The sequence below is a fragment of the Chitinophaga sp. genome (genome assembly GCF_036569185.1).
In the GTDB taxonomy this organism is placed as follows: domain Bacteria; phylum Bacteroidota; class Bacteroidia; order Chitinophagales; family Chitinophagaceae; genus Chitinophaga.
This window is the reverse complement of sequence record NZ_DATCRD010000267.1, coordinates 26,961-53,842: the sequence shown is the minus strand read 5'-3', so window position 1 is coordinate 53,842 and position 26,882 is coordinate 26,961. Positions and strand designations below refer to the sequence as shown.

The 26,882-nt window shown below is 48.6% G+C and carries 22 protein-coding genes; 15 read left to right on the top strand and 7 right to left on the bottom strand.

Going from position 1 to position 26,882, the window contains the following annotated elements; all coding sequences use genetic code 11:
- Window positions 1-147 precede the first annotated feature (147 nt).
- A complete protein-coding gene (locus VIM72_RS20700) occupies window positions 148-708 on the top strand; it encodes an RNA polymerase sigma-70 factor (protein ID WP_332004731.1) in 561 nt (186 codons plus the stop codon).
- Here the strand turns inward: VIM72_RS20700 and VIM72_RS20695 are convergent, their stop codons facing one another.
- Window positions 709-1,773, bottom strand: a complete 1,065-nt coding sequence (locus VIM72_RS20695; protein WP_332004730.1) for an SDR family oxidoreductase — start codon at window positions 1,771-1,773, stop codon at window positions 709-711.
- Window positions 1,774-1,864: 91 nt separating this feature from the next.
- Here VIM72_RS20695 and VIM72_RS20690 point away from each other — a divergent pair, with 91 nt between their 5' ends.
- Window positions 1,865-2,692, top strand: a complete 828-nt coding sequence (locus VIM72_RS20690) for an AraC family transcriptional regulator (protein ID WP_332004729.1) — start codon at window positions 1,865-1,867, stop codon at window positions 2,690-2,692.
- A gap of 73 nt (window positions 2,693-2,765) precedes the next feature.
- Window positions 2,766-3,557, top strand: a complete 792-nt coding sequence (locus VIM72_RS20685; RefSeq protein WP_332004728.1) for a TerC family protein — start codon at window positions 2,766-2,768, stop codon at window positions 3,555-3,557.
- A 43-nt stretch (window positions 3,558-3,600) separates the two neighbouring features.
- On the opposite strand, the gene VIM72_RS20680 is transcribed toward VIM72_RS20685, so the two are convergent.
- Window positions 3,601-4,617, bottom strand: coding sequence for a LacI family DNA-binding transcriptional regulator (locus VIM72_RS20680; RefSeq protein ID WP_332004727.1), 1,017 nt, complete (start codon window positions 4,615-4,617; stop codon window positions 3,601-3,603).
- Between the two features lie 144 nt (window positions 4,618-4,761).
- Between VIM72_RS20680 and VIM72_RS20675 the strand changes: the two genes are divergently transcribed.
- The 7 genes from VIM72_RS20675 to VIM72_RS20645 are packed head-to-tail and all read left to right on the top strand — an operon-like array spanning window position 4,762 to window position 15,340.
- Window positions 4,762-7,866: a SusC/RagA family TonB-linked outer membrane protein gene (locus VIM72_RS20675; protein ID WP_332004726.1), complete on the top strand. Its 3,105-nt coding sequence runs from the start codon at window positions 4,762-4,764 to the stop codon at window positions 7,864-7,866.
- Between the two features lie 19 nt (window positions 7,867-7,885).
- Window positions 7,886-9,442 carry a SusD/RagB family nutrient-binding outer membrane lipoprotein gene (locus tag VIM72_RS20670; protein ID WP_332004725.1) on the top strand — a complete coding sequence of 519 codons (1,557 nt, stop codon included), beginning with the start codon at window positions 7,886-7,888 and terminating at the stop codon, window positions 9,440-9,442.
- A gap of 24 nt (window positions 9,443-9,466) precedes the next feature.
- On the top strand, window positions 9,467-11,488 hold the full coding sequence (locus VIM72_RS20665; RefSeq protein ID WP_332004724.1) for an alpha/beta hydrolase family protein: 2,022 nt from the start codon (window positions 9,467-9,469) through the stop codon (window positions 11,486-11,488).
- 18 nt (window positions 11,489-11,506) lie between these two features.
- A complete protein-coding gene (locus VIM72_RS20660) occupies window positions 11,507-12,967 on the top strand; it encodes a Gfo/Idh/MocA family protein (protein WP_332004723.1) in 1,461 nt (486 codons plus the stop codon).
- A 7-nt stretch (window positions 12,968-12,974) separates the two neighbouring features.
- Window positions 12,975-13,724 (top strand): glucosamine-6-phosphate deaminase, encoded by a 750-nt coding sequence (locus tag VIM72_RS20655; protein ID WP_332004722.1) that lies wholly within the window; start codon window positions 12,975-12,977, stop codon window positions 13,722-13,724.
- Between the two features lie 3 nt (window positions 13,725-13,727).
- Window positions 13,728-14,918 (top strand): N-acetylglucosamine-6-phosphate deacetylase, encoded by a 1,191-nt coding sequence (nagA, locus tag VIM72_RS20650; RefSeq protein ID WP_332004721.1) that lies wholly within the window; start codon window positions 13,728-13,730, stop codon window positions 14,916-14,918.
- 29 nt (window positions 14,919-14,947) lie between these two features.
- A complete protein-coding gene (locus tag VIM72_RS20645; RefSeq protein ID WP_332004720.1) occupies window positions 14,948-15,340 on the top strand; it encodes an acyl-CoA thioesterase in 393 nt (130 codons plus the stop codon).
- 2 nt (window positions 15,341-15,342) lie between these two features.
- On the opposite strand, the gene VIM72_RS20640 is transcribed toward VIM72_RS20645, so the two are convergent.
- Genes VIM72_RS20640 through VIM72_RS20630 form a run of 3 tightly spaced genes read right to left on the bottom strand, consistent with a single transcriptional unit; the run spans window position 15,343 to window position 17,247 of the window.
- Window positions 15,343-15,738 (bottom strand): DUF1634 domain-containing protein, encoded by a 396-nt coding sequence (locus VIM72_RS20640; RefSeq protein WP_332004719.1) that lies wholly within the window; start codon window positions 15,736-15,738, stop codon window positions 15,343-15,345.
- Window positions 15,739-15,748: 10 nt separating this feature from the next.
- Window positions 15,749-16,582 (bottom strand): sulfite exporter TauE/SafE family protein, encoded by an 834-nt coding sequence (locus VIM72_RS20635; RefSeq protein WP_332004718.1) that lies wholly within the window; start codon window positions 16,580-16,582, stop codon window positions 15,749-15,751.
- Window positions 16,583-16,593: 11 nt separating this feature from the next.
- Window positions 16,594-17,247, bottom strand: coding sequence for a FadR/GntR family transcriptional regulator (locus tag VIM72_RS20630; RefSeq protein WP_332004717.1), 654 nt, complete (start codon window positions 17,245-17,247; stop codon window positions 16,594-16,596).
- A gap of 185 nt (window positions 17,248-17,432) precedes the next feature.
- On the opposite strand from VIM72_RS20630, the gene VIM72_RS20625 reads away from it, so the two are divergent.
- From VIM72_RS20625 to VIM72_RS20605, 5 genes are all read left to right on the top strand, one after another.
- Complete coding sequence (locus tag VIM72_RS20625; RefSeq protein ID WP_332004716.1) at window positions 17,433-18,158, top strand: SGNH/GDSL hydrolase family protein; 726 nt, start codon at window positions 17,433-17,435, stop codon at window positions 18,156-18,158.
- Window positions 18,155-19,807: an FAD-dependent oxidoreductase gene (locus tag VIM72_RS20620; protein ID WP_332004715.1), complete on the top strand. Its 1,653-nt coding sequence runs from the start codon at window positions 18,155-18,157 to the stop codon at window positions 19,805-19,807. The genes VIM72_RS20625 and VIM72_RS20620 overlap by 4 nt, the downstream gene beginning before the upstream one ends.
- A gap of 65 nt (window positions 19,808-19,872) precedes the next feature.
- Window positions 19,873-20,361 carry a DUF4126 family protein gene (locus VIM72_RS20615; protein ID WP_332004714.1) on the top strand — a complete coding sequence of 163 codons (489 nt, stop codon included), beginning with the start codon at window positions 19,873-19,875 and terminating at the stop codon, window positions 20,359-20,361.
- Between the two features lie 492 nt (window positions 20,362-20,853).
- A complete protein-coding gene (locus tag VIM72_RS20610) occupies window positions 20,854-21,720 on the top strand; it encodes an ABC transporter ATP-binding protein (protein WP_332004713.1) in 867 nt (288 codons plus the stop codon).
- 9 nt (window positions 21,721-21,729) lie between these two features.
- Window positions 21,730-24,900: an ABC transporter permease/M1 family aminopeptidase gene (locus tag VIM72_RS20605; RefSeq protein ID WP_332004712.1), complete on the top strand. Its 3,171-nt coding sequence runs from the start codon at window positions 21,730-21,732 to the stop codon at window positions 24,898-24,900.
- Window positions 24,901-25,017: 117 nt separating this feature from the next.
- Here VIM72_RS20605 and VIM72_RS20600 read toward each other — a convergent pair whose 3' ends face one another.
- Window positions 25,018-26,139 carry an IPT/TIG domain-containing protein gene (locus VIM72_RS20600; RefSeq protein ID WP_332004711.1) on the bottom strand — a complete coding sequence of 374 codons (1,122 nt, stop codon included), beginning with the start codon at window positions 26,137-26,139 and terminating at the stop codon, window positions 25,018-25,020.
- 11 nt (window positions 26,140-26,150) lie between these two features.
- The gene (locus VIM72_RS20595; RefSeq protein WP_332004710.1) at window positions 26,151-26,882 is read right to left on the bottom strand and encodes a DUF4397 domain-containing protein; all 732 of its coding nucleotides are present in this window, start codon (window positions 26,880-26,882) and stop codon (window positions 26,151-26,153) included.

The window sequence follows — 26,882 nt, the reverse complement described above, 5'->3', positions numbered from 1 at the left end:
TTGCTTGCAGCAACCAGTGCAGATACTATCATTTCATGTAAAAAAAATACCAACGCTAAAAATAAATGGCGGGATAATTTATTTTGTTAACTTTAGCGTAATCTGCGTTATATATTATTGCAACCAATATCAGTGGCTTAAAAAGGGATGGATCAGTGTACAATCAATGAATTATTCAGGAACATCACGGTGAACAATGACCAGGCGGCCTTTAAAGCTTTCTATCATCATTTCTTCATCAAACTGTTGCGTTTTTCCTTTTCGCTTACCCGTACCAAAGAGGTAGCAGAAGAAATTACGAACGATGTTTTTATGCATTGCTGGCAAAAAAGGCAATCACTGACGGACATAAAAAATCCGCAGGTATACCTGTTTGTGGTAGCGAAGAATAAAGCGATTGATTATATGAGGAAACAGGCCAGTTCCAGGAAGGTAGTTTTTGCGGAAGAAGATAAACTGGAAATCGCCTTTGAAAGCGATCCCGAGCAGCTGATGATTTCTGCGGAAATGATCCGGAAAATGGAGTATACCATTGAACAGCTTCCTCCCAAATGCAAAATGGTATACATCCTTGTAAAGCAATACGACCTTCGTTATAAAGAGGTAGCCACCATTTTAAACCTCTCGGTTAAAACGGTGGAAAACCAGCTGGCTATTGCTATGAAGCGCCTTACGGCCGCCGTGAATTTTACGTTGGAGAAAGCATGATCAGGGTATTACTTTCATCTTCTTAAAATTTTCAAAGATTTCCAGGAACATTGTTTCCGTATCTACAAACTCCCTGAAACCTGCACGGCGGGCTTTACTGCCATCGGCAAAAAAATCATAGTCCCACGAAAAAACAAAGTCGCCGAATTTCCACGATGATACCTCCGCATAACTGTATTGCAGCCCGTATTTTTCCATCATGGCATTCCACAGCGGTTCTTTATCTGCCATTACAATGTCCAGCTGCATAGGCAGGGGCGCGTCTGTTTCCATACCGAAATACGCCGCTATGCGTGGCCAGAGATCCGACCAGCGAAATAGGTCGCCGTTGTTGATATTAAAGGCTTCATTGGCGCCGGCGGGGCTTTCCGCCGCCCATACCGTTGCCTTAGCCAGCAAACCGGCATCGGTCATTTCCATGAGCTTATCATAAGCGCCGGGTTTCCCTGGAAAGCGGAGTGGTAGTCCCAGCTCCTTTGAAATAGCAGCATATACGGCAATCACCATCGCCAGGTTCATGGGGTTGCCCAATGCAAAGCCGCCTACTACCGATGGCCTGATGGCGGACCAGGACCAGGGCTTACCCTGTTGATACGCTTCCAGGAAACGCTGTTGCTCCATATTGAATTCCGGCGGCATAAAGCGGCCGGCGTCTGTTTCCCGCGCGGGTGTTTTAAATGGGCCCAGATGAGCGCCATATACTTTATATCCCTGCATAAGACTGATGTGTTGCAGGTTGGCGGCAACGGGCGCTACTACTTCCACCACATTGCGGAGCATGGTCATATTGGGCGCCACCAGTTCCGCCCAGCTGCCACGGTCCTGGTAGGCGGCGTAAAATATATGCGTTACCGTGGTAAGCCCGCCGAGCTGCTGCTCACTGTTTTCCCGGCTCAGGAGGTCTACTGCAATGTGTTTTACCTTTACACTGTTTGTACCGCCTCTCCTGGATAACCCGATGATCTCCCAGTTGTTTTGCGTGAGCAGGTAGTCGATAAGGTTGCGTCCTATTACGCCCTGTGCGCCTGCTACCAGGGCTACTTTCTTATTATTATGCTGTTCCATCACTGTGTTGTATTTTTAACAGCACAAAGATCAGTCCCCGTTGTTTGCTGTTACTTGTATATCTGCGGGGTTCATTGGTATATTTTAAAGAATGAAGAGATATATACAACACGAATACCTGAAAGTATCGCACTTTACCAGCAGTGAGTGGGAACATCCTGTGCATAATCACAATCATTTTGAGCTGATCTTCATTCATAAGGGCAGCGGTACGCATTGTATTTCGGGGATGAATATCCCGTATAAAGGTCCCTGTTTGTTTTTACTGGCGCCCTGCGATGCGCATCATTTTGACATCAAGGAGCCTACTACATTTACCTTCATCAAATTCACCAATGTATACCTGCACGGCAGTGGTAATATACGGTTGCAGCAAAGCTGGAACCAGGAGCTGGACCAGTTGCTGCTGCAGGCCAGGCAGAAAAAAATGATCACGGAAAATATTCACCGCATGGAGCCGCTGATCCGGTTGGTAGCGGCGGAGTGGAAGGAGAGCAGCGATACTGTTTTCTTTTTGGTGCAGGCATTGTTTACCATGATCAGGCAGGTAACGGAGCATGAGCTGCCGGAGCAGGGCCCTAAAAACGGCGCGAGGGTAACGCATATCCTGAACTATATCCATGAGCATATTCACCAGGCCGGCGATATACAGGTGGAGCAGCTGGCGGAGCTTTTCGGGTTTTCCAGGCATTACCTGGGGGCTTTTTTCAAAGAGCAAACCGGGAGCACGCTGCGGGATTATGTGAACCAGTACAAATTGCAGCTGCTGGAAAACAGGTTACAGTACAGTGTTTTTTCTTTAAAGGAAATCAGTCATGAACTGGGATTTAATGACCAGAGTCATTTGAATAAATTTTTCAGGAGATATCATTCTATCAGTCCATCCGCATACCGCGAACAGGTACAGGCCGGCAGGTGATTTCAATTTCATCACTATTGAAAAAGGGGGTATATTCGGGTTTGCACATACATAACCTATAGAACTGTCAATTATGGAACATCTGCTTACCGTTGACTCGCTGATAAGCCTGTTAACGCTAACTACCCTGGAAATTGTGTTAGGGATCGACAACATCGTGTTTATTTCTATCCTGGCCGGGAAACTGCCGGAAAACCAACAAAAGAAGGCCCGTCGCCTCGGGCTTGGGCTGGCTATGTTTGTGCGCATTTTACTGCTGTTGTCTATCAGCTGGATCATGTCGCTCACGAAAACGCTTTTCAACATAGGGGAATGGATAGGTGTGCACAACGCAGAGTGGCTGGAGAAGCTGGCTATTTCCGGCCGCGACCTGATCTTATTACTGGGAGGTTTATTCCTTATTTATAAAAGTACTGCAGAGATCCATGAAAAACTGGAGGGTGGCGAACATGCTACGACAAATGCCAAACGGATGAAATTCGGGCAGGTAATTGTACAGATCCTCCTGCTGGATATCGTGTTTTCACTGGATTCTGTGATCACGGCCGTAGGTATGGCAGATCATGTGGAGATCATGATCATTGCTGTGGTGCTGGCGGTGGGTGTGATGTTGCTGGCATCAGAATCTATCAGCCGTTTTGTAAACAGCCATCCTACCGTGAAAATGCTGGCGCTGTCGTTCCTGCTGCTGATAGGCGTTTCGCTGTTAGCCGAAAGCTTCGACCAGCATATCCCCAAAGGCTATATTTATTTCGCGATGGCCTTCTCTGTATTTATCGAGGTGCTGAACCTGAAGGTAAGATCCCGCTCAGAGAAACCGGTAAAACTGCGTAATGAAGCAGAGATGCCCGAAAAGAAATCATAAGCTGATCATCTTCCAAAAAAAAATAACGGGAAAGGGTATACGTTTACGAACGTACACTGCTTTCCCGTACAATCAGTTTTCCTGGCAGGATAACTTCTTCCGGTATAAAATTTTTCTTCTTAATATGGTTCAGCAGCAGCTGGCAGCTTTTCTTTCCTATTTCAAAGGCTGGTTCAGCAATAGTAGAAAGGGAAGGGGAGATGATAGCAGACATAGGATCGTTCGTAAAACCGATCACGCCCACTTCTTTCCCAACCGCGATATTTTTCTTTTTTAAGGTAAGGATGGCGCCTACCGCCTTACGGTCGTTTACGGCAAACACCGCGTCGGGTTTATCATTCAGCTTCCATAGTTTTTCCATGTCGTTTTCGCCGCATTCCTGTGTAAACCCTGAGTGGATGATCCATTTTTTGCGGATGGGCATTCCATGTTTGCGCAACGCATCAAGATAGCCATTGAGGCGGCTGTTGGTAAACGTGAGCCCTTCAGGGCCGGCCATATGCGCAATTTTTTTATACCCGTTGGCAATGAGGTGCGTGGTGGCTTCAAAGGCGCCGTTATAATCGTCCTGCATCACTTTGGAGGTGCGGATATCCGCTGCCACGCGGTCGAAGAACACAACGGGGATACCATCGTCGATGATCTCCTGAAAGTGATCACAGGAGCCTGCCTGCGAGGAAACAGATACCAGCAGGCCATCCAGGCTGCTGAAGGAAAGGTTGCGGATAATATTGAGTTCCCGGTCTGCATCATCATTCGTCACATATAAAATGATATTATAATTATGACTATATGCTATTTCCTGGATACCGGTAAACACGGTGGAGAAATAGTAATTGGTGATTCCCGGCAGTATCACTGCCAGGTTGTGCGTGCTGTTCTTGACCAGGCCGGTGGCGTTGAAGTTTGGTTTATAGTTCAGCTTCATAGCCATGTCCAGCACCAGTTTACGGGTATCTGCACTTACGTCATACGTATCCCGTAATGCCCTTGAAACGGTGGATACAGAGATATTTAACGCATGAGCGATGTCTTTTATGGTTGCATAGTGTCGGCGCATTCTTCTTACAGGTCTGTGGTTGGAATACTTAAATATAATAAATCCACCGGTAACGTTCTCGGTGAATTTTCTGCAGAAAGGAATCATCAGGTGTATTTTGGGTGTACAATTACCAACCGGAATCCATTAAAAAATTCAAAGTGTATGAGAAGCTGGATGAGCCAGAAGCCACACCTGTATTTCCTGATTATGTTAATTGCCTTGTCATGGCAGCTATCCGCACAAGATCAATTATCACTGAAGGGCGTAGTACGCGACGCTGCTTCCAGATCGCCGCTTCCCGGCGTAAGCGTAGGGGTAAAGGGAACAGCCCGCGGCGTGAGCACTGATGCCGAAGGAAAATATGCCATTTCCGCGGCTGCCGGCGCTACGCTGGTATTTACTTATGTAGGGTACAACAAGCAGGAAATTCCTGTATCTGCACAAACAACTATTGATGTGGCGTTGCAACAAAGCGCCACGGGCTTAAATGAAGTGGTGGTAACCGCCTTGGGTATAGAGCGTAAAACCCGTTCCCTGGGTTATGCCACACAACAACTGGACAATGCCACCATCAATACGGTGAAAGATCCCGGCGGCAATATCATGAATACCCTGAGCGGTAAAGTGGCCGGCGCAGTGGTAACACCGGCGGCTTCAGGCCCCGGCGGAGCCGTAAGGGTGGTATTGCGCGGTAACCGCTCTATCAGCGGTAATAACAATGCACTGATCGTGGTAGATGGCGTGCCGATTGATAATACTATGTCGACCGAAAAAAACGGGGGCGGTTCCGCCAACACCATTGGCACACAGCCTAAAAGCATCAGCAGCGGCTACTCCGGCAGCGATGGCGCGGCCAGTATAAACCCACAGGATGTGGAATCGGTGAACGTGCTGAAAGGTCCTGCAGCTGCCGCTTTATACGGCAGCCGTGCGGCCAATGGCGCTATCATCATCACCACCAAAAGCGGTAAAAGCGGTAAGCTGGCGGTAAATTATAACGGCGGTATATCGCTGGATCAGCCCAATATGCTGATGAAGTTCCAGAACACCTATGGCAGCGGCAGCAAAGGACAGGCAGGCAACCGTGCCCCGGCCAGCTGGGGTGCGCCTGCGCAAACTTATTCTGATAATGTGAGAAGCTTTTTCAACACGGGAACAACAGTGAATAATTCTATCGATATTTCCGGCGGCAGCGACAAACTACGTGGCTACGCATCTTACACCAATAATGCCATCAGTGGTATTATCCCGAAGAACAGAATGGAAAGAAATACGCTGAATCTCCGCGTTGCCGCAGAAATATTGCCCCGTTTAACAACGGATGTAAAACTGACTTACATCAGCCAGGATATTAAAAACAAGCCACGCCTGGGCGACCAGGGCGTTGCCAATGAAGCCTACCTGATGCCCCGCGACCTCAGCAAAGATTCGCTGAAGCACTTTGAAGGGATAGATGCCACCGGTCAGCCTTATCCTATTTACTGGACCAACTCCACTACCTTCCAGAACCCTTACTGGGACGTGTACCGCAACATGGTGGATGAATCACGCAACCGTATCATGCTGATGGGATCGGCCAAATACCGGCTTACCGACTGGCTCAGTTTACAGGGCCGGTATAGCCTCGACCGTTACGACGATAAAATCACCGCCTCCTATTACAATGGCACCGTAGCTTTCCCGGTGCAACCCGGCGGCCGTTACCTGGAAGCATATGTGAACCACTGGGAACGGAATATGGACGTGCTGCTAACCGGGAGCAACAAGTTATCCGGTGATTTCCATGTAAGCTATAACGTGGGAGGAAGTATCCTCACCAGTAAAGGATACAATTCACAGGCGCTGGCCAATGGACTAAGTATTCCCAATCATTTTAATCTCATGTTTGCCACCGCACCGGCTACTACCAATACCACCGTGCAGAAAGAGATCCAATCGGTATACGGCAGCGCCCAGCTGGATTTCAGGCAATACTTATACCTGGATGTAAGTGCGAGGAACGACTGGTCGTCGACCCTGCCGAGGCCATACAGCTATTTCTATCCTTCCGTAGGTTTATCTGCTGTAATATCTGATATATGGAAGATGCCTTCCTGGATTACGTTTGGTAAGGTACGCGCCGCATATACGCAGGTGGGTAATGATGCCGACCCGTACATGCTGTTGCAGGCGTATTATTACAGCGTTGGAGCAGGTGGCGGCTTTGTATCGAGAGACAATACCAAATCCATTTACAATCTGAAGCCGGAGCAAACAAAATCGTGGGAAGCAGGACTGGAATGGAAATTCTTTGATGGCAGGCTGGGGCTGGATGCAACGGTGTACAAGAACAATACCATCAACCAGCTGCTGAATGTTGGATTGCCACAGGCCAGCGGTTTTGATGATCAATATATCAATGCCGGCAATATCGAGAATAAAGGGCTTGAAATTATGCTGAGCGGTACACCCGTTCAGCGGAAAGATTTTACCTGGAACACCGGTGTGAACTTTGCCACGAACAGTAACAAGGTATTATACCTGGCCGAAGGAGTAGACCAGATCAATCTTTCTCCTGCTACCAACTTTGCTACGTTGCAGGCAAAGGTAGGCGGTAAGTATGGAGATATGTATGGTTACGCATGGCAGAAGGACCCGAAAACGGGACAGTACCTTATTGGTACAGACGGGTTACCGGTAGTAGCGCAGAATCAGTATCTCGGCAATTTTAATCCCCGCTTCACCCTGGGCTGGAACAACCAGCTGCAGTATAAAAAGTTCAGCATGTCGTTCCTCATTGATGGTCGTGTAGGCGGTATCGTTATATCCGGTACAGATGCGCTGCTGGCTTCCTATGGCGTAGCAGATTACACTACGCAATACAGAGGCGGAGGACTGGTATTGCCTGGTGTACTGGCAGATGGCAGCGCCAATACCAAAGCAATTGATGCAGAAGATTTCTGGACAAAAGTATCGCAGGGAGGCCGCGATGCATGGGGACAATTCTTTGCTTTCAGTGCTACCAATTTCCGTTTGAGGGAATTGTCGTTTGGATATGATTTTGATTTCGACCAGAAGCTGGTGAAACGCGCAAGGCTTTCGTTAACCGCACGTAACCTGTTTTTCCTGTACCGGGGTAAGTCGGTGCTCGATATACCGGGCATGGGCAAACGTAAGTTACCAATAGACCCTGAGTCCGCGCTGGGCACCAGCAACTACCAGGGCATTGAGGCTGGTTTGCCGCCTGCAGTGCGCAGCTTCGGTCTGAACCTGAACGTATCTTTTTAGTTAACAAAAAAACACAGCCATGAACAAGCAATTAAAATATATACTTCCGCTGGCGCTGACGGTGATGATGGGCAGCTGTACAAAGAATTTCGATTCCATGAACGTGGATCCCAGCGGACTAACAGGAGTAGGTAAAAGTGAGCTGCCTTTTATGTTTGCAAAGGCAGAATCATCAGCAGGTATTAACCAGGGATATTATCAGACCGTACAGAACCTGTACGCTGATTTATATGCACAGTATTTTGCGCTGAACACCAACAGTTTTCAAACCGACCGTTATGTGATCAATGATGGCTGGCTGCCCCGCCCGGGCATTATTGCCTATGTGCAAACCGTACCACAGCTGCGCACTATTTTTGAAAACACAGAAGAAACTTCGGGGGAATATGCATTGGCTGAAATCATGTGGGTATATGCTTTTCATCACCTGACAGATTATTTCGGCCCTGTTGCTTATTTTGATGCAGGTAAAGCCCAGGATGTGATCCCTTATGATGCCCAGGATAAAATTTATGACGACTTCTTCAAAAGACTGGATCATGCTGTGAAAAATCTTAAAGCTACCGGCGCCACCAATATTTTCGGCGCCAACGACCTGATATATGCGGGGGATGTGCAACAGTGGATCCGTTTTGCCAATACACTGCGTTTGCGGCTGGCATTGCGGATTTCAAAGGTGCAGCCCGAACGTGCCAAACAGGAGGCTGAAGCTGCTGTAGTTAGCGGCGTAATGACGGAAGCTTCCCATACCGCCATGATGCTGAAATCGCTGAACGGCGGTGATGGCAACGGGCTGGCAAGAGTGGCTTCTTATAATGAGTTCAGTATGAGCGCCACTATGGCATCCTATATGAAAGGCTATAACGATCCGAGGATGGGTATTTTTTACCAGCCTGCAGTAAATGGCGGTACCTTCAGGGGAGTGCGCAACGGGTCGCCGGCAGTATCCCTGAACAACCCGCTGAACCAGGCCCCGCAAACTTCCAATGCGGGCACTTACTGGGCCACGTATAACCCGGTGAACCTTTCCTGGTTACCCGCACTGGAAGCGCGCAAGCATGTAATGATGGCCGCTGAGGCCTATTTCCTGCGGGCGGAAGGCGCTTTAAATGGCTGGAATATGGGTGGCACTGCCAAAGACCTGTATGAAAAGGGTATTGCCGTAAGCATGGAAAACTGGGGCGTGAAAGATGCGGCCGTTATCAGCGCTTATACAAATTCTACCGCGGTACCGGTACCCCCGGGTGATGTGGAAAATTCTGCCGCCGTAGCCAATATACCGGTTAAATTTGGTACAGCGCAGAATATACAGCGCCAGCAGGTGGGCACGCAGAAATGGCTGGCTATTTACCCCGACGGACTGGAAGCATGGGCTGAATACCGCCGCAGCGGCTACCCTGTGATGTACCCCGTGGTGAAATCGGATAACCCTGATTTGCCGGCCGGCACTTTTATTAAACGCCTGCCTTATCCTTCTTCGGAAGCGATCAATAACGGGGAGGAGTTAAAGAAGGGGATCCGGTTACTGGGCGGCCCGGACAATGCCGCTACCCGTTTGTGGTGGGATGTAGATTGATCTGATCATTAAACGTAATTATACTTGAAGACGTTAGTATTATTTTTCATGGTGTTGTTCTCACTATTCTATGCTCCGCAGGGGCCGTTGCCGAAGGTTTTTTCCGGGGAAAGAACTGATATTATCCAGCAACAGCTGGAACGGCAGGCGGCTACGGCGTTCCAGGCGCAGGTATTGCCCGCCGCAGAGCAGGAATGGGCGCAACGGCGCCGGCAACTGAAGGCCGCCATTCTGCAGTCGACCGGCGCTGTTGAGCACCACACATTAGCCCTGCAGGTAAAAGAAACAGGGCGTACACAACTAACGGGATATCATATACGTAATATCCTGTTCCAGACAAGGCCGGGAGTATTTGCTACGGCCAACTTATATGTACCCGATGGCAAAGGCCCGTTCCCGGCAGTGATTAACATGCATGGCCACTGGAAAGATGCCCGCATGGGAGAAATGGTGCAGGCCACTGCGCATAGCCTGGCAATGAACGGTTATGTGTGCCTGAATATTGATGCCTGGGGCGCCGGGGAAAGAACTACAGAAGAAGGCGTAACAGAATATCATGGCGCTAACCTGGGCGCTTCCCTGATGAATACCGGCAACACGCTGCTGGGCATGCAGCTCACTGATAATATGCGGGGAATAGACCTGCTGTGTAGTTTACCGGAAGTGGACAAAGAGCGTATAGGCGCTACCGGGGCCAGCGGCGGTGGTAATCAGACCATGTGGCTCTCCGCCATGGATGAGCGTATTAAAGCCGCCGTGCCGGTGGTGAGCGTAGGTACTTTTGAATCTTATATCATGAACAGCAACTGCGTGTGTGAACTGGTACCGGATGGACTTACCTACACGGAGGAATCGGGGATACTGGCCATGATAGCGCCCCGCGCACTGAAGATCTGCAATGCGTTGAATGATGCCAGCAGGTCGTTTTATCCTTCGGAAATGCTGCGTAGTTATAAGCAGGCTGCGCCCATTTATGAAGCACTGCATGCCGGCGATAAGCTCAGTTACCAGCTGTTTAATACCGTACATGGTTACTGGCCGGAAATAAGGGAAACCATGATAGGCTGGATGGATCTGCAGTTGAAGCATGTTGGTACCGGTGCGCCAAAAAAGGAGCCTGCTTTCAGTTTACTGCCTCCTTCAAAGCTGCTCACTTTTCCCAATGGTAGGCGCGACAGCAGCGTAACCACCACTGCAACCTGGTGCAGCCGGCAGGGACAAATACTCCATGAAACTTTGCTAAACGAAAAAATAGATGACGGAGCAAAACGCAAAGCGCTTCGCCAACTCTTACGTATAAACGAAAACAGGGTATTGAAACAGGCGCATAACTACTCATCGCAGGATGGATGGGAACGTATCGCCCTGGAAACAACAGATGGCTCACTGATCCCTTTGCTGTTGCGGACCCCCCGCGGCAATAACAAAGAATATGCAGTAGTAACGCATCCCGGTGGAAAGGACAGTGTGCCGGCTGCACTGATCACTGAATTAACGACCGCAGGTAAGGGCATTGTGCTGGCGGATCTCTGGGGTTGCGGGGAACAAAGTTCTGCTGCGGCTACGGCCACAGATGGGAGCTTGCCGCCTTACCACACACTGGCGCGTTCCGCCTTATGGCTGGGCGCCACAGTGCAGGGCAGGTGGGTAAGCGATCTGGAAGTCATTACAGACTATTTGAAAATGAAAAATAGTGAAGGCAGTATTGTGCTTAACGGTACCAGGGAAGCTGGCGTGGCCTCCCTGTTTTTTGCTGCACTGGGAGGCAAAGTAAATGAAGTGGTACTGGAGGGCAGCCCGCTGAGTTACCGCTTTGACGAGCGCGCTGGTATCGACTATTTCACCATGGCCATACATGTTCCTGGTTTGCTGGTATGGGGAGATATTTCACTGGCCGCAGCGCTGAGTGGAAAAGATATTGTGTTCAAAAGGCCGGTTACCATGTCGGGGCGACCGGTGAGCGGTGCAGCTTTAACGGCACAGCAGGAAGAATTTTCCCTGTTAAGAAAACGCTGTAAACAACCAGGTCAAACCATTTTTCAGTAACGAAGAAAATACACCTTTATGAATAATAAACGCAGAGATTTTTTAAAGCTGCTCGGACTGGCAGGCGTCGGAGTCGGGGGCAGTACATTGATTCCCGGTTATGCTGCGGCCCAGGAAAAACAGGGTAAAGCGCTTGACCAGATCCGGAAACAGGCCGGCAGGAAACACCCACAGCAGTTTAATATGAGCGGTTATGCCGCACCTAAAATTGATACGGTAAGGATAGGCTACATTGGTCTTGGTAACCGCGGTTCCGCTGCCGTAGAGCGCATTACCTATTTACAGGGCATAGAAGTAAAAGCATTGTGCGATATCAGGCCGGAAATGATTGCCGCTACTAAAAACCGGATCAAAAATTCCGGTTACCAGCCGCATGAATATACAGGTTCAGCAGATGCATGGAAGCAGTTGTGCGAGCGGGATGATATTGACCTGGTATACATTGCCACGCCATGGGACCTGCACACGCCTATTGCCGTATATGCCATGCTGCATGGTAAGCACGTAGCTACGGAAATTCCCGCTGCCATTACCATTGATGAATGCTGGCAGCTGGTGGAAACTTCTGAGAAAACAAGAAAGCATTGCGTACTGCTTGAAAACTGCTGCTACGATTTCTTTGAACTGCTTACCCTGAATATGGCCCGGCAGGGCTTCTTCGGGGAACTGGTGCATTGTGAAGGCGCTTATATCCACGATATTTTTGACAGCCTTTTCGACAAAAGCAAGCGTTATGATATGTGGCGGTTTAAACAAAATGCACGCCGCAATGGTAACCTGTATCCCACGCATGGCCTGGGGCCTGTATGCCAGGTGCTGGATGTGAACCGCGGCGATAGCATGGAATACCTGGTATCTATGCAGAGCAATGATTTTTTACTGCATAACAAAACAGTAGAACAGGCCGCTACGGACGATTTCTATAAGCCCTACGTAAATGCGCATTTCCGTGGTAATATGAATACTACCACCATCCGTACACGCAAGGGCCGCACCATTATGTTGCAGCACGATGTAAGTTCCCCGCGGGTGTATTCCCGTTTGCACCTGGTAAGCGGCACAAAAGCCACCGCCCAGAAATACCCGCTGGAGCCAAGAATTGCGGTGAGCCACGAGGGGTGGTTAAGCCCTGAAGAATTTAAACAACTGGAAGAAAAATACACGCCTGCCATTATTAAAAAGTTAGGTGAGATGGCTAAACAGATAGGTGGCCATGGTGGTATGGACTTTTTGATGGACTGGCGCCTGATCGATTGTTTACGCAATGGCTTGCCGGTAGACATTGATGTATATGATGCCGCCGCATGGAGTGCCATAGGACCGCTGAGCGAATGGTCGGTAGCCAACCGTTCCGCTTCCATCGATATCCCCGACTTTACCAATGGCGCCTGGAAACATAACAAGCCAACGGATATTTCCCTGCAGCAGGGCGGTACAACCGGTGTAAAGAGCAAAAAGAAATCATCTCCCGAAAAATAAAAGCGCAATGAAAGTAATCCAATCCAAAGACCCGCAAACATTAGGTACTGCAGCCGGTAATGCTGCTGTAGCATTGATTAAGGCCGCCATCGCAGAAAAAGGCAGCGCCAACATTATACTGGCTACCGGAACCAGCCAGTTTGAAACGATCCGCCAACTGATCGACAGCGATATCGATTGGGGAAAAGTAAGCATGTTCCACCTCGATGAATATATTGGCTTACCGGTCACCCATCCGGCCAGTTTCCGGAAGTACCTGAAAGAACGTTTCCTGGACAAGGTAGCGCCGCTGAAATCAGTATGCCTGATCAGCGGGGAAGGCGATCCTGAAGCTGAATGCAACCGGATCAGCACTCTTATACAGGCCCATCCCATTGATGTTGCTTTAGTTGGAATAGGAGAGAACGGGCACCTGGCTTTTAATGACCCACCGGCAGATTTTAACACTACTAAACCGTATCTTGTAGTAAATCTCGACACCGCCTGCCGGCAGCAACAGATGAATGAAGGTTGGTTCAGTGCCGTTTCAGAAGTGCCGTTACAAGCCATCAGTATGTCGGTGCACCAGATCATGCTGTCGGAACACATCATTTGTTCCGTGCCCGGCGAGCGTAAGGCACAGGCGGTGAAGAACAGCCTGGAGCAGCCTGTGAGCAATTTGTTTCCCGCCAGTATTTTGCAGACACATGCTGATTGTGTGTTTTACCTGGATGAAGCATCTGCCGCAAAGCTGCAGCCGGCACCGAAAACAGTTTAATCCATGCAGGAAACTATTAAGATTATTAACGGCCGCCTGATCACTCCCTTCCGGGTAATTGCATCCGGCAGCGTACTGATAAAAGACGGGCGTATTGCATCCGTGGGAGAAGGAACTCTCCCGGATTATGCAGACAGGATCATAGACGCCGGGGGGAATTACATTGCCCCCGGTTTTATTGACCTGCACATACACGGAGGCGGTGGCCACGATTTTATGGATGGCACCGTAAACGCTTTTCACCGTATAACGGAAACGCATGCACGATATGGCACTACGGCAATGGTGCCTACTACTTTAACGGCTGAAAAATCCGGTTTGCTGCATACGCTCGACATCTACCGGCAGGCGGTAGCACAGCCGCATAACGGCGCATCTTTCCTGGGCATCCATCTTGAAGGCCCCTATTTTGCCATGAGCCAGCGCGGCGCACAGGATCCGCGTTATATCCGGAACCCCGATCCTGCAGAGTACAGGGAAGTGCTGGATTACAGCGAACATATTGTGCGCTGGAGCGTAGCGCCGGAATTACCCGGGGCGCTGGAAATGGGTAATTACCTGCGGAGCAAAGGCGTTTTACCGGCTATTGCCCATACCGATGCTGTTTATGAAGACGTAGTGAAAGCAGTGGAATGTGGCTATACGCTGGCAACACATTTTTACTCGGCCATGTCGGGCGTAACACGCCGTAACCTGTACAGGTATGCCGGCGTTGTTGAAAGCGTATACCTGATAGATGAAATAGATGCAGAAGTGATTGCAGACGGGGCGCATCTGCCGGCGCCGCTGCTGAAGCTGATCTACAAAATCAAAGGGCCGGAGCGCATAGCGCTTATCACCGATGCCATGCGGGCGGCAGGCATGCCTCCCGGTAAAAGCGTACTGGGACCGCTGAACAGTGGCCTGGATGTAATAGTGGAAGATGGAGTGGCCAAACTGCCTGATGGCAGTGCATTTGCAGGCAGCGTAGCTACTGCCGACCGCCTTGTGCGGAATATGGTGAACCTGGCAGGCGTGCCGGTGGCGGAAGCTGCGCGGATGATGAGCTATACCCCTGCCCGCATTATGGGGGTGGATAATCGGAAAGGTACCCTGGCAGCAGGAAAGGATGCGGATATTGTTATTTTTGACGATGATATCCAGGTGCAGCTTACCATGGTGTCAGGAAAAGTTGTGCATCGTATCGGAGAATGAAATAGCTTTGCCCTCAAAATTGTTGAGGCATGAATTTTTATACACGGAAATGGGTAAAGCCGGAGGATCTGAACGCGCATGGTACTTTATTTGGCGGTAGTTTGCTGCGCTGGATCGATGAAGAAGCAGCTATTTATTCCATCATCCAGTTAGGAACCAACCGCTGCGTGACCAAGTATATGTCTGAAATCAATTTTATCAATTCTGCCCGCCAGGGCGATATTGTAGAACTGGGCATTAAAGCCACCCACTTTGGCAGAACCTCCCTTACGCTTACCTGCCAGGTGAGGAATAAGATCACACAAAAAACTATTCTTACGGTAGATAAAATGGTGTTTGTGAGCGTAGATGAACAAGGCAAACCTGTTCCCCACGGCAAAACCACCATCACCTATACCGATGAGCGCCTGCGGGAAGAATAGCGTTATATTTTCAATCCGCCGAACATACTGAACAAAATAATCCCCAGCACCAGCATGGTGATACACACATACAACCTGTCTTTTTCCAGCGCAAATGCCAGCAGTGAGAAAAGGATACGGAGGATAGGCGTGGCCAGTAATACCAGCACGCCCAGCTGGATAAATTCTGTAGGGCTGCCGGTAGCCACGCCGTGGAAGATACCCCGGAAAGAGGTGTATTCTGCGCCTTCCCCTTTAAACTGTGAATAATCCGGTACACTGGCCGCGCCTTGCTGCGCCAGGTAAAAGATACCTCCCAGCAGCGCGATGCAGCTGGCAGTAACTACGCCGGTCCTAAGCTGTTTGCCGATGAGTAATTCAATATCGCGGTCGCCGAGTATTTTCCTGAATACATTCATGATGCAGTCATTAAAACTGGTGATTAAATCCGTTGTAGATCATTTCAAGCGCTACAAAGGTGATGGCTACAGAAAAGATGATCCTGAGCGTGCGTGCATTTATAAACGTAAGTAAACGCGCGCCTGTGAATGCGCCGCCCAATACACCCAATACCACCGGGAAAGCCATGCCAGGATCAATGTAACCTCTCTGCAGGTATACCACTGCACTGGCTGCGGCAGTAACGCCGATCATAAAATTGCTGGTAGTAGTACTTACTTTGAAAGGGATGCGCATGGTGCTGTCCATAGCCAGCACTTTTAATGAGCCGGAGCCGATGCCCAGAAGGCCGGATAGTACGCCTGCAATAAGCATGATCCCAAATCCGCCGGCCACATTTTTCAGTTGATAGCTCACCTCCCCGTTGGGCGTTGGATAGCTGCTGTTCAGTTTTAAGAGGTAAGATAATTTACTGCCTGTTTGTTCCGCATGTTCATGCTTTTTCCGGATGGTCATGGCAGCGGAAAATATCAACACTATGCCGAGCAGGATGGCGATGGTATTTACCGGGGTGAATATGGCCAGCAGCGCGCCTCCCACGGCGCCCGCCGTAGTAGCAATTTCCAGGAACATGCCCAGCCTGATGTTGGTGATGCCTTCTTTTATGTAGGCAGTGGCGGCGCCGGAAGAGTTGGCAATGGAGGCCAGCAGGGCCACGCCAATGGCATAACGGATGTCTACATGAAATACGAGCGTTAGCAAAGGGATCAGTATCACACCGCCACCAAGACCGGTAAGGGAGCCCAATAACCCCGCTACATAAGCGCCTGCCAGCAGTATCAAGCTAAAGATCAGGATGTTCATTTATTAATATTTTAGTAGTTATTGTCCAGGATATCTTCCATTACCTGCCGGGATAATTTGGCATTACCACTTTTGATGGCTTTATATAATTGCTCATGCAGATGGTGACTGATCGCAAAATGGCTGATGCTTTGCGTATCACGTTTAGTGAAAAAATCGCGGATCACCGTTGTAAAGCTGCGGAAAAGGTCTGCCAGCACATTATTCCCCGAGGCTTTTGCCACAGCGGTATGAAAAGCGATATCCGCTTCCAGGCATTGCTGGTATTGTTGTTCCAGGATGGCTTTTTTGCGCTGCTCCAGCAATGATTTCAGCTGGTGCAGGTCTTCCTTGGTATGGTTTTGTGCTGCCAGCTTCACAATTTCATAGTCCAGCATGCGCCTTACCTGGTTAATTTCCTCGAAGTCGGCTCTCCTCAGGCGCTGGTCCAGCGATTCCGCCTGCACGGCTTCATTTACAAAAGTGCCTGCTCCCTGTTGCACGCGGAGTATGCCCGTCATAGCCAGCGTTTTAATGGCTTCCCGGATGGTAGAACGGCCAACGGCGTATTGTACCATCAGCTCGGGCTCTGCTGGTATTTTCTGGCCGGGCTTATACTTCCCCCGGGAGATATCTTTCTGGATGGCATTGATAACGCGGTCCGATAATTTGGATGTGGGCTCCATAAATTTCCATTTACCTGACAAAGGTATGATGTTTATTTAAACATCAGATGTTTTATTTTTGAAGCCTTGATAATTTCACATTTTGTATAGGGAAGGGTGTAATAGCTGTTTTTTTACCGTTTAGAAGATAATGCTTAGAAATATAGTTTATTAACTGTATTTTATTCCTCTTCAAACAGAAGTAAATGCATCGCAGGAATTTTTTGCAGGCCGGACTGCTCACCGCCACGTTTTCACTTCCGGAAAAGTATTTCCCGGGGAAGGTTTATCAAACTAACGACACCATTATTTTCAACGCGGGGATCGGCGGCAATAATACCGCTGATCTGCTGAAGCGTATTGATAAAGATTGCCTGGCGCATCAGCCGGACCTGACCATCCTTAAGATCGGCACCAATGATATGAATTCGATGAAGCATATTGCTTTGCCACAGTATGAAGCGAACCTGCGGAATATAGTGGCGCAGCTGATAGCTGCCAACAGCAGGGTATTGATGATGACTATCCTGCCGGTGTATGAGCCCTATTTATATACCCGCCATCCACGCGCCTTTTACGAGCCGGAAGGACACGCCAAACGGAAGGAGGAGGTGAATAACGTGATCCGGAAAATTGCAGCGGACAATAAACAGGACTTACTGGACATGGGTTACATTTTTCAACAGGTGGGAGATGTAGGAGAAGGGATGGAAAGCCTGATCCGGAATATGGCCAACAGTAACAAGCAGGACGGCGTGCATCCCACCCCGGCAGGGTACCGCACCATGGCAGTGGCGTTATATGAATATATTATACAAAGGCAGCTGCCTCATAACAGGGTGGTTTGTTTTGGCGACAGTATCACTTTGGGTGATGGCGGCACAGAAGGAAAAAGTTATCCGGCATATCTTAAAAAATTATTGACAGCATGAGAAAAACAGTACTGTTAGCAACAACATTGGTGATGGCTTGTTTGTTTTCCCGCGCAACAGCGCCGGGTTACAAGGCAGATGTAATTATTTACGGCGGCACTTCTGCTGCAATAACAGCTGCGGTGCAGGCGCATAAAATGGGCAAAACGGTGATCGTAGTGTCTCCGGATAAGCATATGGGTGGCCTCTCTTCAGGCGGACTTGGATTTACTGATACCGGCAACAAATCGGTAATAGGCGGACTGGCCCGTGATTTTTATCACCGTATATGGATGCACTACCAGCAGCCAGCCGCCTGGAACTGGCAACAGCAGGCCGAATACGGCAACAAAGGACAGGGAACGCCGGCAATGGACGGCTCAGAGCGTACCATGTGGATCTTTGAACCGCATGTGGCAGAGCAGGTATTTGAAGATTATATCAGGGAGAATAGTATTAAAGTTTACCGGGATGAATGGCTGGACCGTGAACGCGGTGTGAAAAAGAAAGATGGAAAGATAGCATCCATTACTACACTCAGCGGTCATACCTATAGCGGCAAAGTATTTATTGATGCTACCTATGAAGGCGACCTGATGGCGGCTGCCGGTGTAAGCTATACCACAGGCCGCGAAGCGGTGGCTACTTATGGCGAAAGCTGGAACGGTGTACAAACCGGCGTTTTGCATCATGGCCATTATTTCAAACAGAACATCAGTCCTTACCGCATTCCCGGCGATCCCAACAGCGGTTTACTGCCGCGTGTTTCCGGTGAAGATCCTGGTGAGAAAGGCGCAGCCGATAAAAAGATTCAGGCTTATTGTTTTCGTATGTGCCTTACTGATAACCCTGCCAACCGTATTGCCTTACCCAAACCGGAAGGATATGATTCCACGCAGTATGAGCTGCTTGTCCGTGTGCTGGACAGTGGCTGGAATGAAGTGTTCAACAAGTTTGATCCTATCCCCAATCATAAAACAGATGTGAACAATCATGGCCCTTTTAGTTTTGATAACATCGGCATGAACTACGATTATCCCGAGGCATCTTATGAGCGCAGGAAGGAAATTATTCATGAGCATGAAGTGTACCAGCAGGGCTTATTGTATTTCCTGGCGCATGACGCCCGTGTGCCTGTTGCTATCCAGCGCCGTATGCAAACCTGGGGCTTGTCGGCCGATGAGTTCCGTGATAACCATAACTGGCCGCACCAGCTGTATGTGCGTGAAGCGAGACGGATGAAAGGCGTGCATGTGATGACGCAGCAGGCGGTGCTGGGAGAAGTGCCCGTGCCGCAATCCATTGGTATGGGCTCTTACACACTGGATGCACATAATGCGCAACGATATGTGAAAAAAGACGGCTATGTGCAGAATGAAGGCGACATAGGCGTGGATATAAAATCGCCTTACCAGGTGTCGTATGGATCTATACTTCCGCAACAGCAGGAGTGCAGTAACCTACTGGTACCGGTATGCCTCTCCGCCTCACATATTGCCTACGGATCTATCCGGATGGAGCCGGTGTTTATGATCCTGGGGCAAAGCGCCGCTACGGCAGCGGTATTGGCCATTAATAGCAATAAGGCAGTGCAGGAGGTGAATTATGAGCAACTGAAAGCGCAGCTGGAGAAAGACCACCAGCGTTTATCGGCAGCGCCGCAGAAGTAATGGTAGCGTTATAGCGGACAGAAGCAAAGTGGTATGCATGGCATAATGATTGTGACGGCAACAGTATGAAAAAAGCTATGATACCTACTATCTGCCGGGCTATTGGCCTGGGCATGGTTACCGGGATGCGCAGCGCTATGGGCCCTGCTTTTGCCAGTTATTTTGTTAATCAACAACCCTCGGAGAAACTGCGTAGATCGCCTTTACGCTTTATGCAGCAACCTGGAACTTCACGGTATTTACAAACAATGGCCGCCGGTGAGCTGGTGGTAGATAAAGCCCCCGGTATTGGAAATCGTATAGCCGCTACCGGTATTACAGGCAGGGCATTGTCTGGTGCATTGGCGGGCGCCACTTTATACCAGGCCAGGGGAGAAAAAGCCTGGAAGGGCGCAGTGATTGGCGGTGTGGCTGCAATAGCCGCCGCATATGCTTTCTTCTACCTGCGTAAGGCTACCGGCAGGAAACTGAAAATAAAAGATGCAGCTGTGGGAGGCCTGGAAGACGCAGTAGCAGTGGGTATCGCCGCCTTATCTGTCAGGAGGAAAAAATAATTTTGCAGACAGTGGAGAGCAGGAGCCAGTACTGCTTAATGATGCCTGGAAGCCGCTACTGTAGCGGCTTTTTTTATGCCACTTTGTTCCCTGCTGATATTATATCATCAATCATTTCCATAATCCGTGTTCGCAACGGGTAATACTGTTATCAATAATATTGAAAAACAAATCTGCTTCACATATTATCATATATGCTGACACGAAAACTGTTCGCCACTACTCAGGGATCTAAAAATTAATTATCGTTTTACGATAATTAATTATATTATTGCGATAAAATTAATGCTATATTTGGCTATGAACCGGGTAAAGATCGCGGGTGGATTTTGTATTGACAGGAAATCTATTCTTAAAACAGACATCTACATTTAAAGCCCTGAGCTATTCATAATACCAGAGAACCGGAACAACAGCATATCAATATTATATCAGCCCAAAGCAACGCCTGTTGTTGCAGGGGATATTATTGTCTGAACTGAAAAGTAAATAATGAATAAGATATCAATTGAACAGGTTTCGCTGAAATATCCGAACGGCGTGCAGGCGCTGGAAAAGGTTTCCCTGGAAATAGGCAACGGCATGTTCGGGCTTCTGGGCCCTAATGGAGCCGGCAAATCTTCACTGATGAAAACTATTGTGGGATTACAACAACCCAGTGAAGGAAGCATCTATTTTAATGATACCGACATTGTGCGGCACCCGGGGTTTATAAAAAAACAACTTGGTTTCCTTCCGCAGGATTTCGGGGTTTATCCCAAAATTTCTGCCTACAGGCTCCTGGAGCACCTGGCTATACTGAAAGGTATCAGTAATGCGGCAGAAAGGAAAGTACAGATCCTTAGCCTGCTGGAAAAAGTAAATCTGGTTGCTTTCAGGAACAAGGAAGTGCATACTTTTTCCGGGGGCATGAAGCAACGCTTCGGGGTGGCCCAGGCCCTGCTGGGCGATCCCAGGATCATCATCGTGGATGAGCCTACCGCTGGTCTTGATCCTGAAGAGCGGAACCGCTTTAATACCCTGCTGAGCGAAACAAGTGAAGAGGTGATCGTGATCCTTTCTACTCACCTGGTGGAAGATGTGCGCAACCTGTGCCAGCAAATGGCAATCATAAAAAAAGGCCGTTTACAGGCATGTGGTAAACCTGCTGAAATGCTTGCGGCACTGGAAGGGAAAATATGGACAAAGCAGATCCCCGGATCAGAACGGGAAGCGTACCAGGCCAGCTACCAGGTGATCAGCCACCAGCTTATTGAAAAGGAAATGCATATTGTTGTATATGCAAACGAATGCCCGCAGGGTTTCCGCGAATTACAACCCACATTGGAGCATGTTTATTTTCACGTCTTACACCAATGATCAGCACCTATGAGAGCTATTTTCCTGTTTGATCTTACAAGCTATACAAGAGGCCTGTTCGCATATGCAGCTATGATCTTCCTGTTAGGTGCGGGTGTTTTTGCCGGAAGCCGGTTCAACCTGTCGCCGGGCACAGGTATTTATCTCAACGCTCCCTATACCATCGGATTTATGTTGGGCCTGTTAAGTCTTGCTGTTATTTTTATCGCCACTGTTTTATCAAACCAGTTATTATTCAAGGAATGGGATACGGGGTTCGACAGGATCCTTTTTGTAACGCCCCTTTCCCGGAAAGCTTTTGTGAGCGGGCGTTTCCTTTCCTTCTTTGTACTAACATTCACGGGGTTTTTGTTGATGGCTGCAGGCTTCGCAGCCGGGCAATACCTGAGAACAGGTCCAGAAATGCAATCCAGGTTCAGTATCGTTTATTACCTGTACCCCCTGCTCGTTTTCGGAGCCATTAACAGCCTGTTCACCTGCAGCGTGCTTTACCTGCTTGCCTGGCTTAGCCGGAAAAAGTTACTGGTAGCCATGGGAAGCCTGATGCTGTATGTATTGTACATGGTATTGCTGGTATTTTCCAATTCCCCTTTTATGGCCGGTAGTTTGCCGCAGTCGATGGCAGTGCAGCAGGTGTCTGCACTCGCGGATCCATTCGGGTTATCTGCTTATTTCCTCAGTAGCAGCGGCTTTACAGTGCTTCAACGGAATACGGTGATAGTGCCCCTGTCGGGCTACTTCCTGCTCAACAGGTTAACCGTAACAGGGCTTTCTGTATTGTTTATCATGCTGGGATATAGAAGCGCGGTATTTTCAACGGGAGCGGTGAAGCGCCGGAGAACAGAGAGAACAGATGGCCCGTTTTATCGCTATAGCCACCCGCTTCGCCGGATAGCACCGGAATTTAATTTTCCTGCAAGATGCAGGTCTGTCCTGTCTTTTGCACGGATCGACCTGATTTATATTTTTAAAAGTATTGCTTTACCCGCGGCGGGTATCCTGCTGCTTTTTTATGTGGGTATGGAAATGTATGCGGAGATCGACAAAGGTATCCGTTTACCGCAGCATTACGCCAGCTCAGGACTGATGGCTACTACCATATCTGAAAATTTTTATTTCCCGGGCTTATTGTTAACCGTCTATTTTGTAAATGATATTTTTTGGAGAAGTCGTGCGGCAGGGTTTTCAATGATTGAAGACACTGCTTTTTATTCAACAACAAAAGTGGCCGGGCATTGGTGTGGCATCAGCATTTTGCTCCTGTACCTTACTGTTTTGCTTATCGTACTGGGATTATTATTCCAGTGCGGTTACCATTATTTCCGGGTAGATATCAATGCTTACCTGGGCGTTTTTATATTTAATACATTTCCACTGATGCTTTTCGCAGGCTTCCTGTTGCTTATCGATGTGGTTGCAGGCAATAGGAACATTGCCCTGGGTATATCTATATGTGCGGCATTGTTCATGGCCGGTCCTTTATCAAAGATGTTTATTACGCAACCACTGCTCCGTTTTTTTTCCGGTTATACAGGCGTATACAGCGATTTCAACGGTTATGGAACTTTCCCGGGGGCATTCGCCTGGCGGCTGTTGTTCGGCCTGAGTGCAACAGCAGTGCTATGGTTTGTTTATTATGTCATAAAAAACAGGAAACCATCACCTGTTATTCTTTTATGTATGCTGGTGCTGGCGTTGACCGGGTTTATTTCCGGGAAAATGTTCCTGCAGGGATATATCTCACCAAAAACCCAACAGGCATTGCTGAGCGATGCCGCACAATATGAGACCCGTTACCGGAAGTACCAGCATCTTCCACAGCCTACTGTTACAGATGTAAATACGAGGATAGATCTGTATCCCCGGCAACATGCCTACACCATTGAAGGCAGTTATCTTATAAAAAATCTTACGGGAAAAATAATCAGTAATATCCTGGTTGGCTTTAACAGGGATTTCAGGATCATTAAAGCCGGGTATTCTTCTTCAAAGGAAAATATCAGGATAAATATGCCCGTTTCAACACTGGTTTTAAAATACCCCTTGCTGCCGGGAGATAGCGCCTGCATTCATTTTGAAATGAGTTATCAATGGTGGGCGGTGAACGGTGTGCCATCCATGAACGCTATTATAGAGAATGGCTCCTTTATGCGCATCAGCAGGTATTACCCGCAATTGGGCTACCAGGCGGATAATGAAATAGCAGATAGTTTTCAGAGAAAGCAATATGGATTGGGAGAAGCAACGAAAATTAAGAAGTTAAGTGATCCCAGGACTTCAACGAATGATTTTATTCGTTTAAATATGTTAGTCTCCACAGACGGGGATCAGACTGTAATAGCTACAGGAGAACTGGCAGGACAATGGAAGGAGAGGAACCGGAATTACTTCCGGTATGAAACACCTGTGCCCATCCCATTCCGGTTTGCTTTATCATCGGCTGCATATAGCCTGGAAAGTACCGTGTATAAAGGGATCAGCATTAACGTTTTTTATAATCCCCAACATGCGGAGAATGTGGGTCACCTGGTGAATAATGCAAAGCTTAGCCTGGATTATTGCAGGGATAATTTTGGCCCTTACCCTTTCAGGTCTGTTACTTTTGCGGAAATATCTTCCTTTACCAAAGGCTTTGCGGCTACTGCCTATCCTGCCGTTATTTTTATGACGGAGAACATGTTATTTCATGCCAATATCAAAGCAGATAAACAACAGGATGTTATCAATGAGCTGGCCGGGCATGAGTTGTCGCATCTTTGGTGGGGAAGTAACCAGGTGTCGCCGGATGAGCGGGAAGGCGCCGCCATGCTCACAGAAACATTAGCCATGTATACCGAGATGATGGTGTATAAGAAGATGCATGGAAAAGAGAAAATGCTGGAGCGGGTAAAAGTGCATCAGCAGATCTATGATTCGGAGAAGGGATTTTCAGAAAATCAGCCACTGTATAGGGTTACTGATGAGAATACGCATATCAGCTATTCAAAAGGCGCTGTTGTGATGGTAGGACTTAGTGAACTGATCGGGGAGGATAAGGTAAATGAAGCATTGCGGAATTTCCTGCGCCTGCACGGGTATCCCAATGAACGCCCGCTTTCTACCGATCTGGTAAATGAAATATTGAAAGTAAGCGACCCGCGGCATCACGAAGCTATAAAGAAAATGTTTATGCAGATATGATAGTGATGTTGGTACCGGAGGTGTGCTGCGTGAAATTGAATGGCAGTAAGATAAATACAGAAGCCGTCTCTTGTTTTAAGACGGCTTCTCTGGTTTTAGTTATAGCGGGTGTTATTATTACCAGTTGCCAATTGGATACGTCATGGGGCCATCTATCTCATATATGATGCTGTTGCCACATTGATGTTTCCTGATGATACGCCGTTGCTGGCCGTATTCTGATATGGGCTGGTCTGCGCCTGTATTGAGCGTGGAAAGCACATATTTCTCACCGTTTACTTCCCTGATCACGATAAACGCATGCCAGTCGGGGAAGCCATCAAAATATTCGTACACATAGTTGGTATATTCCGAAGGATAGAGCTTGTCTGGCTCCGGTTCGGTGGTTTGTTTCAGTACCGCATTCAGCAGGGCATTGAAATTAAAGCCTGCATTAGGCGCGTCGCTGTGTTGATAAACGCCTATTGCATTCATCGTGATATTATTAGGCAGAAACATGATGCAGGGGATCTGACCGGTGAGGTATTGGCGTAGCGTATCGTTCAGGCTTTTGTTTGCAGGTGTGAGTGACATGTAATCCATTACTGCACCGGTAAGGTCCATTCCGGGATCTTTTTGCAGGTATTCGAGAATATTGTTGGCAGTGATGTTGGCGGGCCTTACTGCTACAGTTATGTCGTTCTGCCTGTATTTTGGGCCATTGTAGGTTTGCCAGCTCACTACTGCATGCAGGCCTGTGCCTGCAGGAACGATGATATGCGCGCTATCCGGCTTCACAGCAGTAATGGTAACGGGCACGCCGTCGAGCCACACTTTCAGCACAGTAGCATCATTACCGAGATTTTCGCCGGTGAGCAGGATTGTATCACCGGCATAGGCATAGCGGGGATTGGCTGTCTTTATTTTGGGAGAGCCAATTACTTTTACTTCCGGCCACAGCGTGGTTTGAGGGCCGATATGCACTACGATGTTGCCGGTGAATATTTTTTCAGGAACCAGCAACTGTAGTTTAGTATCGGACTGGCTGAGAATGCGCGCCGGGCGATCGCTGATGAAAACTTCTGTGGAATAGTTGGGCAGCTGAAGATTTTTGCCGGAAAGCTCAAGCGTATCGCCCGACTGCACCGTTTCGCGGCTTATTGCGGTGATCTCCGGTGATGGCAGTGCAGGAATCTCCTCTTTATCCCGCCGGCAGGATGCCATTATTCCTAGTATTATAACGGTATAGACTATACGCATTTTTAGCTGGTTTAAAAATTCATAATTGCAGACATGTTGATGGTGGTGTTGAGATCTTCGCCCTGTTGCTGTATGTAGCCGCGGAAAATAAACGTGTAGGAGCGGCCGGCATAGGTAGCGAAGGTCTTCCTTACCAGGTGCGGCGCATCTTCCGGCGCGCCTGTCTGCTTCACGCGGAAGGAGGGATTTTCGGCCGGGTCCACTTCTATGAAAGGCGTGATGGTTTTATACACCATGCTGTCCAGCCCCGGTACTTTTTCCATATCAATGAAAAAATCCAGCGGGCCGCTGTCCGGCGAAAGATGCACGAACCGGATGCGGGCTTTGTTTGCCGGGCGATCTGCGATGTTTTCTTCAGACATCAGTACCTGGTAATAGCCTAAACTATCTGCCAGGTAAAAAGTATACCAGGTATCCTTTGCCAGTATGGCGTATTTTTCCACGATCTTTACCTGTCCACTGGTATCGGTAAAGCCTATACGATGTTTCCCGGGCGCCAGCCAGTTGTAGGCGGCGGAGTTGAACATGCCCATGCCTCCGCCGTTGATGTCGTTGTAACTCCTGGCGGTGATAAAAGCCGTGTCTACAAATACCCGGCTGGCCTTGCTGATAAAGCCCGTGCTACCGTTATAGATCATCACGTGGGCAACGTCCGGAGACACCGGCGCTTCCGTGGCTTTGTTGCACGCCATCATCCAGCATACAGCCGCCGGTAATAATAATTTTAAAAGAAGATTTCGCAT

Excerpts from the sequence above, each read along its gene's own strand:
- VIM72_RS20700 (WP_332004731.1), top strand. The coding sequence starts at position 148 with ATGGATCAGTGTACAATCAATGAATTATTCAGGAACATCACGGTGAAC.
- VIM72_RS20695 (WP_332004730.1), bottom strand. The coding sequence starts at position 1,773 with ATGGAACAGCATAATAATAAGAAAGTAGCCCTGGTAGCAGGCGCACAG.
- VIM72_RS20690 (WP_332004729.1), top strand. The coding sequence starts at position 1,865 with ATGAAGAGATATATACAACACGAATACCTGAAAGTATCGCACTTTACC.
- VIM72_RS20685 (WP_332004728.1), top strand. The coding sequence starts at position 2,766 with ATGGAACATCTGCTTACCGTTGACTCGCTGATAAGCCTGTTAACGCTA.
- VIM72_RS20680 (WP_332004727.1), bottom strand. The coding sequence starts at position 4,617 with ATGCGCCGACACTATGCAACCATAAAAGACATCGCTCATGCGTTAAAT.
- VIM72_RS20675 (WP_332004726.1), top strand. The coding sequence starts at position 4,762 with ATGAGAAGCTGGATGAGCCAGAAGCCACACCTGTATTTCCTGATTATG.
- VIM72_RS20670 (WP_332004725.1), top strand. The coding sequence starts at position 7,886 with ATGAACAAGCAATTAAAATATATACTTCCGCTGGCGCTGACGGTGATG.
- VIM72_RS20660 (WP_332004723.1), top strand. The coding sequence starts at position 11,507 with ATGAATAATAAACGCAGAGATTTTTTAAAGCTGCTCGGACTGGCAGGC.
- VIM72_RS20655 (WP_332004722.1), top strand. The coding sequence starts at position 12,975 with ATGAAAGTAATCCAATCCAAAGACCCGCAAACATTAGGTACTGCAGCC.
- nagA (WP_332004721.1), top strand. The coding sequence starts at position 13,728 with ATGCAGGAAACTATTAAGATTATTAACGGCCGCCTGATCACTCCCTTC.
- VIM72_RS20645 (WP_332004720.1), top strand. The coding sequence starts at position 14,948 with ATGAATTTTTATACACGGAAATGGGTAAAGCCGGAGGATCTGAACGCG.
- VIM72_RS20640 (WP_332004719.1), bottom strand. The coding sequence starts at position 15,738 with ATGAATGTATTCAGGAAAATACTCGGCGACCGCGATATTGAATTACTC.
- VIM72_RS20635 (WP_332004718.1), bottom strand. The coding sequence starts at position 16,582 with ATGAACATCCTGATCTTTAGCTTGATACTGCTGGCAGGCGCTTATGTA.
- VIM72_RS20630 (WP_332004717.1), bottom strand. The coding sequence starts at position 17,247 with ATGGAGCCCACATCCAAATTATCGGACCGCGTTATCAATGCCATCCAG.
- VIM72_RS20625 (WP_332004716.1), top strand. The coding sequence starts at position 17,433 with ATGCATCGCAGGAATTTTTTGCAGGCCGGACTGCTCACCGCCACGTTT.
- VIM72_RS20620 (WP_332004715.1), top strand. The coding sequence starts at position 18,155 with ATGAGAAAAACAGTACTGTTAGCAACAACATTGGTGATGGCTTGTTTG.
- VIM72_RS20615 (WP_332004714.1), top strand. The coding sequence starts at position 19,873 with ATGAAAAAAGCTATGATACCTACTATCTGCCGGGCTATTGGCCTGGGC.
- VIM72_RS20610 (WP_332004713.1), top strand. The coding sequence starts at position 20,854 with ATGAATAAGATATCAATTGAACAGGTTTCGCTGAAATATCCGAACGGC.
- VIM72_RS20605 (WP_332004712.1), top strand. The coding sequence starts at position 21,730 with ATGAGAGCTATTTTCCTGTTTGATCTTACAAGCTATACAAGAGGCCTG.
- VIM72_RS20600 (WP_332004711.1), bottom strand. The coding sequence starts at position 26,139 with ATGCGTATAGTCTATACCGTTATAATACTAGGAATAATGGCATCCTGC.
- VIM72_RS20595 (WP_332004710.1), bottom strand. The coding sequence starts at position 26,882 with ATGCGAAATCTTCTTTTAAAATTATTATTACCGGCGGCTGTATGCTGG.